This window comes from Acinetobacter albensis (genome assembly GCF_900095025.1).
GTDB classification, from domain to species: Bacteria; Pseudomonadota; Gammaproteobacteria; order Pseudomonadales; family Moraxellaceae; genus Acinetobacter; species Acinetobacter albensis.
Genome location: NZ_FMBK01000002.1, coordinates 202,973 through 217,588 on the forward strand (window position 1 = coordinate 202,973; position 14,616 = coordinate 217,588).

The 14,616-nt window shown below is 39.8% G+C and carries 11 protein-coding genes; 5 read left to right on the forward strand and 6 right to left on the reverse strand.

Features of this window, described 5'->3' with window-relative positions; all coding sequences use genetic code 11:
* The first annotated feature begins 373 nt into the window (after positions 1–373).
* Positions 374–2,611 carry an NADP-dependent isocitrate dehydrogenase gene (locus tag GA0116959_RS02220; RefSeq protein WP_092717917.1) on the forward strand — a complete coding sequence of 746 codons (2,238 nt, stop codon included), beginning with the start codon at positions 374–376 and terminating at the stop codon, positions 2,609–2,611.
* A gap of 118 nt (positions 2,612–2,729) precedes the next feature.
* Here the strand turns inward: GA0116959_RS02220 and GA0116959_RS02225 are convergent, their stop codons facing one another.
* Entirely contained in the window at positions 2,730–3,551 is an 822-nt protein-coding gene (locus tag GA0116959_RS02225) for an rRNA large subunit pseudouridine synthase E (protein WP_092717919.1), read from the reverse strand.
* A gap of 195 nt (positions 3,552–3,746) precedes the next feature.
* Here GA0116959_RS02225 and icd point away from each other — a divergent pair, with 195 nt between their 5' ends.
* A complete protein-coding gene (gene icd / locus GA0116959_RS02230; protein WP_092717924.1) occupies positions 3,747–5,000 on the forward strand; it encodes an NADP-dependent isocitrate dehydrogenase in 1,254 nt (417 codons plus the stop codon).
* Between the two features lie 190 nt (positions 5,001–5,190).
* A complete protein-coding gene (locus tag GA0116959_RS02235) occupies positions 5,191–5,715 on the forward strand; it encodes a M23 family metallopeptidase (RefSeq protein ID WP_244878554.1) in 525 nt (174 codons plus the stop codon).
* Between the two features lie 22 nt (positions 5,716–5,737).
* Here the strand turns inward: GA0116959_RS02235 and GA0116959_RS02240 are convergent, their stop codons facing one another.
* Together GA0116959_RS02240 and GA0116959_RS02245 are read right to left on the reverse strand one after the other, a co-directional pair.
* Positions 5,738–6,898, reverse strand: coding sequence for a YbfB/YjiJ family MFS transporter (locus tag GA0116959_RS02240; protein ID WP_092717930.1), 1,161 nt, complete (start codon positions 6,896–6,898; stop codon positions 5,738–5,740).
* 249 nt (positions 6,899–7,147) lie between these two features.
* Positions 7,148–8,383: a pyridoxal phosphate-dependent aminotransferase gene (locus GA0116959_RS02245; RefSeq protein WP_053580029.1), complete on the reverse strand. Its 1,236-nt coding sequence runs from the start codon at positions 8,381–8,383 to the stop codon at positions 7,148–7,150.
* A gap of 153 nt (positions 8,384–8,536) precedes the next feature.
* On the opposite strand from GA0116959_RS02245, the gene msrB reads away from it, so the two are divergent.
* Together msrB and GA0116959_RS02255 are read left to right on the forward strand one after the other, a co-directional pair.
* Entirely contained in the window at positions 8,537–8,956 is a 420-nt protein-coding gene (gene msrB / locus GA0116959_RS02250; protein ID WP_053580030.1) for a peptide-methionine (R)-S-oxide reductase MsrB, read from the forward strand.
* Positions 8,953–9,435 (forward strand): glutathione peroxidase, encoded by a 483-nt coding sequence (locus GA0116959_RS02255; protein WP_092717933.1) that lies wholly within the window; start codon positions 8,953–8,955, stop codon positions 9,433–9,435. The genes msrB and GA0116959_RS02255 overlap by 4 nt, the downstream gene beginning before the upstream one ends.
* A 65-nt stretch (positions 9,436–9,500) precedes the next feature.
* Here the strand turns inward: GA0116959_RS02255 and dapC are convergent, their stop codons facing one another.
* From dapC to purT, 3 genes are read right to left on the reverse strand one after another with little or no spacing between them, the layout of a single operon-like run.
* Positions 9,501–10,670: a succinyldiaminopimelate transaminase gene (dapC, locus tag GA0116959_RS02260; RefSeq protein ID WP_092717936.1), complete on the reverse strand. Its 1,170-nt coding sequence runs from the start codon at positions 10,668–10,670 to the stop codon at positions 9,501–9,503.
* A gap of 24 nt (positions 10,671–10,694) precedes the next feature.
* Positions 10,695–13,361, reverse strand: a complete 2,667-nt coding sequence (glnD, locus tag GA0116959_RS02265) for a [protein-PII] uridylyltransferase (RefSeq protein ID WP_092717940.1) — start codon at positions 13,359–13,361, stop codon at positions 10,695–10,697.
* A gap of 30 nt (positions 13,362–13,391) precedes the next feature.
* On the reverse strand, positions 13,392–14,606 hold the full coding sequence (gene purT, locus GA0116959_RS02270; RefSeq protein ID WP_171256846.1) for a formate-dependent phosphoribosylglycinamide formyltransferase: 1,215 nt from the start codon (positions 14,604–14,606) through the stop codon (positions 13,392–13,394).
* Positions 14,607–14,616: the final 10 nt, after the last annotated feature.

The window sequence follows — 14,616 nt, forward strand, 5'->3', positions numbered from 1 at the left end:
AAAAAACATCAAATTTAGTCGTTTAACTTTTAAACAGTTTTACTTGGTTTTATTTAATTAAGTATTTAATAAATAATAATTATTTTAAAAAATACTGGAATTAATGCTGGATTGGTAAGTTGGGTTGGAGTACTTCCAAAGATCGAGAAGAGAGGTGTTTATTCGAAAAAAGATGAAATTTCAAGTAGAATATGGGCGTTGGTGAACAACACTGATGTGTATAAATATTCAGCCAGAGTCATATGAATAGTGATGACTTTGCTGAGGTGCGAAGAGCATCCATACTTTAAATGTTTTATTTAAATAAACCGGTTCGCAGGATTGAGTCACAAGCTTGATCCTCACAAACTTAATCTAAAGCAAGGGGCTATATATGGCTGGTGGAAAGTCAACAATTATTTACACACTGACCGATGAGGCGCCACTACTAGCGACCTATTCGTTACTGCCGATCATTGAGACCTTTACTAAGCCAGCTGGCGTCGAGATCGTCAAAAGTGACATTTCTGTAGCCGTACGTGTGCTTGCAGAATTCGCAGATTACCTCAGTGATGAACAGAAGGTCCCTGACACGCTCGCAGAGCTAGGTCGTCTTACTCAAGATCCAGATACTAATATTATTAAGCTCCCAAATATCAGTGCATCTGTTGGTCAATTAACAGCATGTATTAAAGAGCTTCAGTCTAAAGGATATGCAATTCCTGATTATCCTGAAAATCCAACAACTGATGAAGAAAAAGCCATTAAGGCGCGTTATAGCAAGTGCTTGGGTTCTGCTGTAAACCCAGTATTGCGTGAAGGTAACTCTGACCGTCGTGCACCTGCTGCGGTAAAAAACTATGTGAAAAAGCATCCTCACTCTATGAGCGAATGGAAGCAATGGTCACAAACACATGTTTCACACATGGAAGAAGGCGACTTCTACCACGGTGAAAAATCAATGACGCTTGACCGCGCACGCAACGTGAAAATGGAATTGATCACTCAGTCGGGCGAAACCGTTATTCTTAAGCCAAAAGTTGCGCTTAAAGATGGCGAAATTATCGACTCTATGTTCATGAGCAAAAAAGCACTGTGTGATTTCTACGAGAAACAACTCGAAGATTGTCGTGAAGCAGGTATTTTGTTCTCATTACACGTCAAAGCGACCATGATGAAAGTTTCTCATCCGATCGTATTTGGTCACTGTGTGAGAATTTATTACAAAGAAGCGTTCGAGAAGCACGGTAAATTATTCGATGAGCTTGGCATTAACGTGAATAACGGTATGTCGGGTCTTTACGAAAAAATCCAAACTTTACCGACTTCATTACGCGAAGAAATCATTGAAGATTTACACGCTTGTCAGGAACACCGTCCTGCATTAGCTATGGTCGATTCAGCTAAAGGAATTACCAACTTCCATTCACCGAACGACGTGATTGTAGATGCCTCTATGCCTGCAATGATCCGTGGTGGCGGTAAAATGTGGGGTGCTGACGGCAAGCAATACGACTGTAAAGCGGTGATGCCTGAATCAACTTTCGCACGTATTTATCAAGAAATGATTAATTTCTGTAAATGGAATGGCAATTTCGATCCGAAAACGATGGGTACTGTGCCTAACGTTGGTTTGATGGCGCAGAAAGCGGAAGAATATGGTTCTCACGATAAAACTTTTGAAATCGCTGAAGCGGGTATTGCGAACATCACTGATCTAGATACTGGTGAAGTGTTGATGACTCAAAACGTTGAGGAAGGCGATATTTGGCGTATGTGTCAGGTGAAAGATGCACCGATACGTGATTGGGTAAAACTTGCAGTAACACGTGCACGTAATTCAGGCATGCCTGCAATTTTCTGGCTTGACCCGTATCGTCCACATGAAAATGAGTTGATCAAGAAAGTCGAAGAATACTTGAAAGAGCATGACACTGAAGGTTTAGATATCCAAATCATGTCACAAGTTCGTGCGATGCGTTATACACTTGAACGTGTGGCACGTGGTCTTGATACCATTTCAGTGACGGGTAATATTTTACGTGATTACTTGACTGACTTGTTCCCAATCATGGAATTGGGTACGTCTGCGAAAATGTTGTCGATCGTACCATTGATGGCTGGCGGTGGTATGTACGAGACTGGTGCAGGTGGTTCGGCTCCGAAACATGTTCAACAGTTAGTTGAAGAAAACCATTTGCGTTGGGATTCACTGGGTGAATTCATGGCTTTGGCCGTTTCGCTAGAAGAAATGGGCATTAAAGAAAACAATGCTGGTGTAAAATTGCTTGCGAAAACACTTGACCAAGCCACGGGTAAGTTACTTGATAATGACAAGTCACCATCACGCCGTACTGGTGAGCTTGATAACCGTGGTAGTCACTTCTACTTAGCTAAGTATTGGGCTCAAGAACTTGCTGCGCAGGATGAAAATGCTGAGCTGAAAGCGAAGTTTGCTCCGCTTGCGAAAACATTGGCTGAGAACGAAGATAAAATTGTTGCTGAACTTGCTTCCGTTCAAGGTAAGTCAGTTGATATCGGTGGTTACTACGCTGTAGATCAAGAGAAAGTAGATGCGATCATGCGTCCAAGTGCTACGCTTAATGCAGCGCTTGAAGCTGCTCAAGCTTAATGTGAAATTTGGGTGAACTAGTTGCTCAAATAAAAAGCCGGTGCATATGCACCGGCTTTTTATTTAGGATATTTCAATATTTAAATTTGTTCTAAAAGAAAAATATTTAAACTAAAATTTAACGTGCATTACGTCCACGACCCCGAGGTGCTTTGCTATTCGGGCGCGTTGTACCATTGGTTTTACGACGTGGTTTATCAGCATCATCCATTTGCCAAATACGGGTCGTACCACCACCGGCTTTCTTCTTGCCTTTAAAAGGCGCTTCGCCTTTTTCTTCTCGAGCTTTATCTTTTGCCACAGAAAAGTGCTGTTTTTTTGGTGTGGTCTTTTTCGCAAAAGAGCGACCTTCATACGGTTTATCCGCGGGAACATCTTTAAAGTCAGGATAAAGTAATGGTTCAATTTCCACTTGTTCACCTGGCTGCAAACCCAGCTTGATAATACTGATGGTCCCGATTTGAGTACGAATTAAACGTAAAGTTGGAAAACCCACTGCAGAAGTCATACGACGCACTTGACGGTTACGACCTTCACAAATTTGAATTTCTACCCAAGATGTTGGCACTGATGCACGAAAACGAACGGGTGGAGTACGTTCCCATAACCAATCCGGCTCATCAATTTTTTCAGCTTTTGCGGGTAGGGTAATACCATCTTTAAGTTCAACACCTTTGCGAAGTTGTTCTAATGCTTCGTCAGTAATCTCGCCATCTACCTGAACCACATAAGTTTTAAATTTCTTACTGGCTGGGTTGGTAATAAATTGGTTTAAACCACCGTGATCAGTTAAAAACATTAAGCCTTCTGAGTCTAAATCAAGTCGACCTGCAATGCGTAAATCAGGGTCTTGAGTGAAATCAGCCATGGTTTGATGTTTCTCATCGGCACGGAACTGGGAGAGAACGTCATAAGGTTTATTCAGGATGACGATTTTCATAAAAAATAACTACTTTAATAAAGGTAAATACTGGAAACATTGCGTTTTATTTTGTAGGGAAATGTGATGATTTTCCCTCTAAATCTTAAAAACACTTAAATTCGATTAGAATATTATGCGTTAAGAACAATTGAAAGTAATGCTTATTGGCAATTATTTTTTAGATCCGCCAGCGACAAAGGGAGAATTTGTACAATGGGATACCAAAAAATCACAGTTCCTATGGATGGTAGCAAAATTACTGTAAACGCAGACTTATCACTTAATGTTCCAAACCATCCTATCATCCCTTTTATTGAAGGTGATGGAATAGGGGTTGATATTACACCAACCATGAAGGCTGTGGTAGATGCAGCGGTTCAAAAAGCCTATGGTGCAAAACGTTCGATTGAATGGATGGAAGTCTATTGCGGTGAAAAAGCAGACAAAATTTATGGAACTTACATGCCTGAAGAAACTTTCGAGGCACTGCGTGAATATGTCGTTTCGATTAAAGGCCCATTAACCACTCCAGTCGGTGGCGGTATTCGTTCACTGAACGTTGCATTACGTCAAGAACTTGATCTTTACGTGTGTGTCCGTCCAGTTCGTTGGTTTGAAGGTGTACCTTCACCTGTTCATCATCCTGAATTGACTGATATGGTGATTTTCCGTGAAAATTCTGAAGATATTTATGCAGGAATTGAATGGAAAGCAGATTCTCCAGAAGCTAAAAAAGTCATTAAGTTTCTGAAAGAAGAAATGGGGGTGACTAAAATTCGTTTCGAAGAGAACTGTGGTATCGGCATTAAACCAGTCTCTAAAGAAGGAACACAACGTCTGGTTCGTAAGGCCATTCAATTTGCAATCGACAATGACAAGCCAAGCGTAACTTTAGTTCACAAAGGCAACATCATGAAGTATACCGAAGGTGCATTTAAAGAATGGGGCTACGAAGTTGCGCTTGAGCGTTTTGGTGGAGAACTTTTGGATGGTGGTCCATGGGTCACGATTAAAAACCCGAAGAATGGCAAACATATTGTTATTAAAGACGTAATTGCTGATGCATTCTTACAGCAAATTTTAATGCGCCCTGCAGATTATTCCGTTATTGCAACGCTTAATTTAAACGGTGATTATATTTCCGATGCGCTAGCTGCTGAAGTAGGTGGAATAGGCATTGCACCCGGAGCAAACATTGGCGGCGCAATCCAAGTTTATGAAGCCACGCATGGCACAGCACCAAAATATGCAGGCCAAGATAAAGTTAACCCAGGTTCAATTATTCTTTCTGCTGAAATGATGCTCCGTGACATGGGATGGACTGAAGCAGCCAATTTAATCATTAAAGGAATTTCAGGTGCAATTGCAGCAAAAACGGTGACGTATGATTTCGAACGTTTAATGCCGGATGCAACCTTGTTACGTTGTTCAGAATTTGGTCAAGCTATTATTCATAATATGGATTAGATTTTTAGCTAAAAATTATCTTAGAAAAACCCGTATTTGATGCGGGTTTTTTCTTTACAGAAATGATATTTCTTTAAATAATTTGAAATTCATAATGTTGAGATCGCTATTATTCATCCCAATTTAATTGATAAATCCTATGTCTGAATATCAAAAAAATACCAAATGTATTCTGTGCTTCATCACTTTGATGCTGGGAATGATCACGCTATCAGGTTGTCAGCCGCCATCCTCAGGTGAAGCCGTGGGTATGCGTTATCCAATTTTGTATATGCAATTACAAAAAATGGATCTACCTACACAAGTTGCAATTCCTGTGGAAGATATTCAATCACGTCAAATAGCGGACACTTGGGGGGCAGCACGTAGCGAAGGACGTAAGCACGAAGGCGTAGATATTTTCGCGAAACGAGGAACACCAGTACTCAGTGCGACTTCAGGAATCGTATCGCGAGTGGGCACCAATCAGTTAGGTGGAAACGTGATTTGGATAATAGGGCCAAATTTAAGTCGACATTATTATGCGCACTTAGATGCATATGCAGATGACATTCAGGCGGGTGATTGGGTCGAAGTAGGACAAATTATTGGTTATGTCGGAAATACGGGAAATGCTAAAAATACACCCCCACATTTACATTATGGAATTTATCTAAATGGTCAAGGGGCCGTTAATCCCTATCCTTATTTGGTTTCTACTTCAAACCATTTATAAATTGACGACTTTATTCTGTTATTTAATTTTGTTTTTTACGAGTCATCCAAATGAGCTGTAAAGTTCCCAAAAGCAAAATAAAAGAAGCCAATAAGAATTGTTGATGATAGCTGACAGCAAAATGTTGTAAAGCACTAAAGCTTAAACCGCCAATAAGCTGAACAGAAGCAAAACATAGCGTCGCAATACTCCAGAGTTTTTTATAAGCGATGCCATAGAGTTGTAAAATCGTATAAGAGGTAAGAAATACCACTGCGGGGTTAAGCATACCGGTAAAAAATGATGAGGTCAGGGTCAACATCGGATGGGTGGCTAAAGTAGCAATAAAAATAGCCACAATATAGAGACTATATAAAATTTTGAGTGCATTGAAATTACCAAATTTTCTGGCCAGTACATAGGCCGTAAAAGCACCCAAGGCACTGCCTAAACCATAAAGAATCCAATTAAAGTTAATCCAAAACAAATTCAGGTTTAACGTATGCTGAAGATAGTCAATCCAAAATAAGGAATGTGGAATATAGGCAAAAGCGCTACTACTATAAGCAATGAGTAAGCTATAAAATAAGGCATTTAAAGGAATTTCTGTTGAACTAGCTACAGTCTCAGTCGATAAATGATGTTTAAACTGGTGTAATAAACGACTCAAGCAAATACAGATGATCAGTGCAAAACTACATAAAATGAGCCAAGCAGTGTGAGTCGAAATTTGATCTAAATACGGCAGAAATAACGTGGCCAATAAAACGCCAATGCCAATTCCACTAAAACCAATAAAATTAATTTTAAAGCGATCTTGAAGATCACAGCATTGTGCGACCACACTGGGGGATAGAATCATCAGCAAGCCACCACTAATCCCAGAAATAATACGCCAAAAAATATACCAAATCTCAGAAAAACCAGAAAATGCGCAGCATAATAAACTCAGCATGCCGGCAATAGCGGCAATTTGAATATAAAGGCTCATAATTTTAGTTTGAGGTAAACGCATCGCAATCAATGCGCCAATCAGATATCCCAGTAGATTTGCACTACTTAAAAGACTGGCAAATTGTACTGTCCATTCAAATGCTTCGCGTGTGGAAGGCAATAAAGCAGTATAAGAAAAACGTAAGATACCAATTCCCAAACACATGCTAAGGCATAAAAAAATACTGAGTCTAATGGTATTTGAAGACATGTGGATGATCACGGCTTAGGATGATTTATTAAGACTATCAATAACATGATTTGTATTGTTTTAATAGGACTGAAAAATAAATCAAAAAATTGAAATAAATGCGTTTATTGATATGCATTCATTATTTATAGACATTAAGCAGAATGTACTATTTTAAAAAAGTACCATTAAAAAAATTAAAATAATAATGCCAGTCTACGCATGGATAGACTGGCACGGGTATGTTTAATTCCTATTTCAAAAACAGAATTAACGCATTTTTGCGAGGAAACGACTTAAACGTGTGAGTGCTTCACGAAGTTCATTTTCTGCAGGTAAAAATACGACACGGAAATGGTCTGGGGTAGGCCAGTTAAAGCCTGTTCCTTGCACCAATAAGACTTTTTCAGCACGTAAAAGATCGAGCATGAGTTTTTCATCATCTTGAATAGGATAAATTTCTGGGTCAAGACGAGGGAAACAATACATTGCGCCTTCAGGTTTTACACAGGTTACCCCTGGAATTTCACTGAGCATTTCCCATGCAATATTGCGTTGTTCATACAGTCGACCGCCTGGACGAATCAAATCATTGATAGATTGATAGCCGCCTAATGCCGTTTGAATAGCATATTGTGCTTGATGATTGGCGCATAAACGCATTGAAGCCAGCATATCTAAGCCTTCAATATAGTCCATCGCACGAGATTTATCGCCAGTAATGGCCATCCAACCTGAACGGAAACCTGCAATACGATAGGCTTTAGATAAACCATTGAAGGAAATACACAATTGATCGCCAGCAAGCGCGGCCACCGCTACATGTTCAATTCCGTCATAAATCACTTTGTCATAGATTTCATCTGCAAATAAAATCAGATCATATTTTTTTGCCAGTGCAACAATTTGTTCAAGCACATGTCGCGGATAAACTGCACCGGTTGGATTGTTTGGGTTAATAATCACAATACCGCGCGTGTTTGGCGTAATTTTGCTTTCCATATCGGCAATATCAGGATACCAATAGTTTTCTTCATCGCATTTATAGTGAATTGCAGTGCCACCGGATAGATTCACCGCAGCTGTCCAGAGTGGATAATCTGGCATCGGCACGAGCATTTCATCGCCATCATCTAATAAGCCTTGCATGGCCATCACAATCAGCTCAGACACGCCATTTCCGATATACACATCATTGACATGCATATCACGGATACCTTTTTGCTGGTAATACTGGCAAATGGCTTTACGCGCAGGGAAAATACCTTTTGAATCGGTATAGCCAACCGCATTTGGCAGATTTAATGCCACATCATTGATAATTTCTTGTGGTGCTTCAAAACCGAATGGGGCGGGATTGCCGATATTCAACTTAATAATTTTATGACCGGCTTCTTCCATTTCATTGGCCGCTCGTAACACAGGTCCACGAATGTCGTAGCATACATGCTCGAGCTTAGACGATTTTTTAATTTCGCGTGGCGTAGTGTTACCTGAAACGGACATATTTCCATCCAATTATATTAGAAGTTAAGAAAATATAGATTACTGAAATATCACAATCTATTTTGAAATTTAGCTAGATATTTTATTTGCTCTAGCGTAAATATGAAGTACTGAAGCATGACACTGAACGTCAAAGATTTAAAGGAGTTAGTGATGGGAAAACTCAATAAAACAGACCGAGAATGGCAAAGAGAGTTATCACCAGACGAATTTCGCATTACGCGACAACATGGAACCGAAGCTGCCTTTACAGGAAAGTACTGGAATACTAAGCAAGCGGGGACGTATTTATGCCGATGTTGCGGCGCAGAATTATTCTCGTCCGAAACTAAATATGATAGTGGTAGTGGTTGGCCAAGTTTTTACAAACCGATCAATAACGCTGCAATTGAAGAGAATCAAGATGCCAGTCATGGTATGGTCAGAACGGAAATTATTTGTCATCATTGCGATGCACATTTAGGCCACGTTTTTGAAGATGGTCCACAACCTACGGGCTTACGCTACTGCGTGAATTCCGCTTCATTAGAATTAAAATCACAAGAAAAAAATGACGAGGAAACTTATCCATGACCAACATTTATCAGTTTGAAGCTGAGTTGCTAGATGGAAAAAATAAATCATTTGCCGATTATAAGGGTAAAGTTTTATTAATTGTAAACACCGCCAGTAAGTGTGGGTTTACACCACAATTTGCGGGGCTTGAAAAACTATATGAAAAATACAAGGATCAAGGTTTAGAGATTTTGGGTTTTCCATGTAATCAGTTTGGCGGACAAGACCCAGGTACAAATGAACAAATAGGCGATTTCTGTCAAAAAAATTATGGTGTTCATTTCCCTATGTTTGCCAAAGTAGATGTGAAAGGGCCAGAAGCACATATTTTATTTCGTTATTTGACTAATAACAGTAAAGGAATTTTAGGCAACGGGATTAAGTGGAATTTTACCAAATTTTTGATAGGTAAAGATGGCACGATTTTAAATCGTTATGCACCTACGACCAAACCTGAAACTTTAGAAAATGACATACAAGCTGCACTAGCGAAATAAATTTTTATGGATAAAAAAATCAGGGCGATTTAAACATCGCCCTGATTTTTAATACTTGTCGATATTTACAGAATAGCTTTTAGTCGTTTTACGACTTCTTTACATTGTTCAAGATCTGCCACCAAAGCCAAACGAACATGATTTTCACCTGGATTGCCGTGCTCTGTTTCACGAGATAGATAACGCCCAGGCAGTACTTTAATGTGTGCTTTTTCCATTAAAAGACGAGCAAATTTTTCATCATTGTCCACTTTTAACCAATAATAAAAACCTGCATCTGGTTTTTTTAGTGGTAGTAAATGACCAAGTTCTGTTTGGAAAAGTTCGAATTTTGCACGATATTGTTGACGGTTTTCTTCCACATGGGTTTCATCATTCCAAGCTGCAATCGAAGCCAGTTGATGTTGAACCGACAGCGCTGCACCATGATAAGTCCGATATTGTAAATAAGGTTTAAGCAATGCAGCATCACCTGCAATAAAACCTGAACGCATGCCGGGCAAGTTTGAGCGTTTGGAGAGTGAATGAAATACGACACAGTTTTTATAGTCATCACGGCCCATTTCAGCACAAACTTCTAATAAACCTATGGGTGCTTCATCAAACCAAAGTTCGGAATAACATTCATCCGATGCAATCACAAAATTATATTGATCAGACAGCGCAATTAATTTTTTAAATTGTTCTGCTGATAATACAGCGCCAGTAGGATTGCCAGGTGTACACACAAAGAGTAATGCTGTTTTTTCCCAGACTTCAGCAGGCACTGAATCAAAATCACCAAGGTAATGGTTTTCTTCCGTGCAGTTAATAAAGTAGGGTTGAGCACCCGCTAAAAGTGCTGCACCTTCATAGATTTGATAGAACGGATTAGGCATTACCACATAAGGTGCATCTTCACGATTGACCAAGGCTTGAACAAAAGAAAAAATTCCTTCACGTGTTCCTGAAACGGGAAGAATATGGGTTTCAGCATTGATACTATTGAGCTTGAAACGACGTGTAAGCCAATCTGCAATACTTTGGCGTAATTCAGGTAGACCTTTGCTATTTGGATAAGTCGATAAATGGTGAAAGTTGTCAATAATTGCTTGCTTTACAAACTCAGGTGCAGGATGTTTAGGTTCACCAATGGATAATGGAATGAGGGGTAAATTTGCAGGTTGAATATCCTGAAAAAGTGTATTGAGCTTTTCAAAAGGATAGGGATGCAATAATGACAAACTTGAATTCATGAAATCGATACCGCTTAATCTAAATTAATGTTGACCAGAAACTTGGTTAGATGCTTCATCCAATGCTGATTTTAATTGTGCAGCAAAAGTTTTGGCTTCTGAATTCGACATGGGAATATTGTCTTTTTTAGTGACAAAGAAAATATCTTCAGCACGCTCCCCTAAAGTGGCAATTCTGGCTGAATGAATATCTAAACCTTGCATCATAAATAAACCCCCAATTTTGGCAAGTAAACCCGGATGATCTAGGGTCGCAATTTCCACCATATTTTGTTGCAATGCAGCATTTAAAGTAATATCGACGGTATTTTCAATATCAAAATGGCGTAATTGACGAGGAATACGACGTTGCATTAAATTTGGATATTTATCAGATTGGCTCAACGCTTTCACTAAAGCTTCAATCACTGTTTTTGCGCGGTCAGGGTCAGTGAGTAAAGTACCAAATCGATCTAGCACAACATAAGTATCTAAACTAAATGCAGTGGTGGCGGTAATAATACGTGCATCTTGAACGTCCAAATTCATACGATCAAAAACGGCAACTGTGGTGGCAAACAAATTTGGCTGATCTTGTGTATAAATAAAGAGTTGAACAGCATCTTGCGCAAATTGTCTGTGAGCACGCATAAGAACTAAAGGTTCGGGATTATTGCCATGTTGTAAAATAGCACGGGTATGCCATGCGATTTCATCAGCGGATTCTTTAATGAAGTATTCATCACCCAGTTCTTGCCAAACTGTTTCAACATCATATAAAGAAAAATCATTCACCAGCAGCTCACTGGCTGCAAATTTAGTGTCTTCAATTAACATTTGATAATCTACAGGACGACCTAAACCTGAACGAATGACGTCACGGGCATGGGTATAGAGTTGACGCATGAGTGACGCACGCCACGAATTCCAAAGCTTTGGATTGGTCGCATTAATGTCGGCGACAGTTAAGGTATATAAATAATCCAGATGCTCCATATCTCCCAGTTTTTCTGCAAAAGCTTGTACCACATCTGGATCTGAAATATCTTTTTTCTGCGCAGTCATAGACATAAGCAAGTGGTTTTGAATTAACCATGCAACAAGTTTGCATTCACGTTCAGTAAAGCCATGGGTGCGACAGAATTTAATCGCATCTTCTGCACCCAATTCACTATGATCACCACCACGACCTTTAGCAATGTCGTGAAATAAGGCGGCTAAATAAACAATATCACGTCGTGCAAGACGTTGAAAAACAGAACTTACCACAGGGAAATCTTTAGCAAATTCACGCGCTTTAAAGCGATTTAAATTACGAAGTAATAATAATGTGTGCGCATCGACAGTATAAATATGGAACAAATCATATTGCATCAATCCCATAATTTGTCCAAATGCTGGAATATAGTTGCCTAAAACACTATAGCGTTTCATAGCAACTAAGGTGTCATACAGACGATGCGGTGAACGAATAATTGCCATGAACAAAGCTTGATGTTCAGGGTTGTTACGATAGTTTTGATCGATTCGTTTTGCTGCAAGGGTGAGAAGTCGTAAGGTACGTGCGCGAATACCTTCAATATCAGGACGGTTTGCCAAGATATAAAATAATTCTAAGATGGCACTTGGACGTTCTGAAAATATTTTATGATGTTGTACGGCAAGTTTGCCATCGACCAGTTTGAAATTTTCATTAATTTCTTCAATCTTACGTTCATAATGCGGTAAACGTGGCGTAATGACAGATTCATTAAAATAGGCCAGTAGCATTTCATTTAACGTTGACACTTGCTGTGCGCTACGATAATAACGTTTCATGAATTGTTCAATCGGATAATTCGGCGATTGATGCTCTGTTCGGCTATAACCAAACAGCGTCGCAATATCACGTTGATAATCGAACAATAAACGGTTTTCATCGCGCTTGGTTAAGCGGTGTAAATGATGGCGGATTTCCCATAAAAAACTTTCAGCTTCTTCTAATACACCCAGTTCAAATTCTGAAATAAAGCCCAAATGCACCAAATCATAAATGCGATTGACGCGAAAATGGCGCTTCGCAATCCAGCCAATTTGATTAATATCGCGTATCCCACCTGGTGCATTTTTAATATCGGGTTCTAAATTACTTTCAGTATAATTGTGTGCCGCATAGCGCTTGGCCTGCTCATCCATTTTTGCATCAAAAAAAGTTTTGTCTGTCCACGTTTGCGACACAATACGACGTGGCCATTTGGTCAAATGTATATTGCCAATAATCAAGCGTGATTCAATCAATGCAGTCGCAACGGTCAAATCATTGGTGGCCTGTTCTACACAATCAGAAATTGTACGAACGCTAATGGCAGGTTTAAAATTACCGACATCCCAAAGTGAAGAGATAAAAATCGAAATTAATTTTTCTTGATCAGAGGTGATTTCATCTTGCGATAAAATCATAATATCGACATCAGAATAGGGCAACATTTCCCGACGGCCATAACCACCCACGGCAAATAAACCCAAATCGGTCTGATCCAGTTCTGCATGTTTCCATAAGAACTGTAATGCTTCATCAATCAGGTTGGAGCGCGTTAAAATAACTTCACGAATGCTCTGTCCATTTTCAAAACCCTCTTGAAGTTGCTTTTCAACGTCAGTTCGCCATTGATTAATGGCTTGAATATCGTGGTTACTCTTAACGTAATGCAACAGCGGAGAGGTATTGATCATGAACAGAAATCCATAAATAAAGTCACAAGTTTAGTTTTGGTGAATACTGATTTGCGCTGCAGTCTGTTGAGCCAGTTCGCGTGCTTGATCTGTTGTTTCAGCACGTGCAGTGGCAACGCCCATACGACGACGTTTAAATCCTTCGGGTTTCCCAAAGAGGCGTAAATCTGTATCTGGATGTACTAATGCAAGATTTAAGCCAGAAAATGATAAATTAAGATCATCGACACCTGCATAAATGACCGCACTGGCAGCCATGCTATGGCGTGTTGTATTAACGGGTAAACCTAAAATAGCACGTGCATGTAGTTCAAATTCACTTTGGAATTGTGATGCAAGTGTCACTAGTCCAGTATCGTGCGGACGTGGTGAGACTTCGCTAAACCAGACTTTATCACCTTTGATAAATAATTCGACGCCAAAAATTCCGCAGCCGCCTAGAGCTGTTGTGACTTTATGCGCGATACGTTTAGATTCTTCTAATGCCGCAGCTGTCATCGCTTGAGGTTGCCAGCTTTCGACATAATCTCCAGCATCTTGACGATGCCCAATCGGGTCACAATATTGAGTTTCAATCTCACCTGTTTCAGCATTTTTTGCGCGAACCGTTAATAAGGTAATTTCAAAATCAAAGTCAATTTGGGCTTCGACAATCACAGTACCCTGATTCACACGACCGCCTGTTTGTGCATATTCCCAAGCAGCATCGACTTCATCAAAATTTTTGACGCGGGATTGCCCTTTACCTGAAGATGACATCACGGGTTTGACAAAGTTGGGATAACCAATGTCGTCACAGGCTGCACGGAAAGAGTCGAGTGAGTCTGCAAAACGGTACGCTGAAGTTGGAAGCCCGAGTTCTTCTGCGGCTAAACGGCGAATACCTTCACGGTTCATGGTCAGATTCACTGCTTTGGCTGAGGGAATGACCGTTGCAATATTTTGTCGTTCTACTTCAACTAAAACTTCAGTCGCAATCGCTTCAATTTCTGGAATAATTAAATGAGGTTTAACCTGTTGGATGAGTTGTTTGAGTTCTTCGGCATTTGCCATATTCAAGGTATAAGAAAAATGTGCAACTTGCATGGCTGGCGCACCATCATAACGATCGGCAGCATGGACTTCGACTCCAAGGCGTTGTAAAGAAATCACGACTTCTTTACCTAACTCTCCAGAGCCTAAAAGTAAAACTTTAAAAGCTGAAGATTGAAGGGGAGTACCAATAATCACGCTCATATACATCATCCTTGCTGAA

What these genes read in the sequence shown, in the direction of transcription:
- dapC (WP_092717936.1), bottom strand. Translation starts at nt 10,670, where the DNA reads ATGAATTCAAGTTTGTCATTATTGCATCCCTATCCTTTTGAAAAGCTC.
- GA0116959_RS02240 (WP_092717930.1), bottom strand. Translation starts at nt 6,898, where the DNA reads ATGTCTTCAAATACCATTAGACTCAGTATTTTTTTATGCCTTAGCATG.
- msrB (WP_053580030.1), top strand. Translation starts at nt 8,537, where the DNA reads ATGGGAAAACTCAATAAAACAGACCGAGAATGGCAAAGAGAGTTATCA.
- GA0116959_RS02245 (WP_053580029.1), bottom strand. Translation starts at nt 8,383, where the DNA reads ATGTCCGTTTCAGGTAACACTACGCCACGCGAAATTAAAAAATCGTCT.
- icd (WP_092717924.1), top strand. Translation starts at nt 3,747, where the DNA reads ATGGGATACCAAAAAATCACAGTTCCTATGGATGGTAGCAAAATTACT.
- glnD (WP_092717940.1), bottom strand. Translation starts at nt 13,361, where the DNA reads ATGATCAATACCTCTCCGCTGTTGCATTACGTTAAGAGTAACCACGAT.
- purT (WP_171256846.1), bottom strand. Translation starts at nt 14,606, where the DNA reads ATGATGTATATGAGCGTGATTATTGGTACTCCCCTTCAATCTTCAGCT.
- GA0116959_RS02225 (WP_092717919.1), bottom strand. Translation starts at nt 3,551, where the DNA reads ATGAAAATCGTCATCCTGAATAAACCTTATGACGTTCTCTCCCAGTTC.
- GA0116959_RS02220 (WP_092717917.1), top strand. Translation starts at nt 374, where the DNA reads ATGGCTGGTGGAAAGTCAACAATTATTTACACACTGACCGATGAGGCG.
- GA0116959_RS02235 (WP_244878554.1), top strand. Translation starts at nt 5,191, where the DNA reads ATGCTGGGAATGATCACGCTATCAGGTTGTCAGCCGCCATCCTCAGGT.
- GA0116959_RS02255 (WP_092717933.1), top strand. Translation starts at nt 8,953, where the DNA reads ATGACCAACATTTATCAGTTTGAAGCTGAGTTGCTAGATGGAAAAAAT.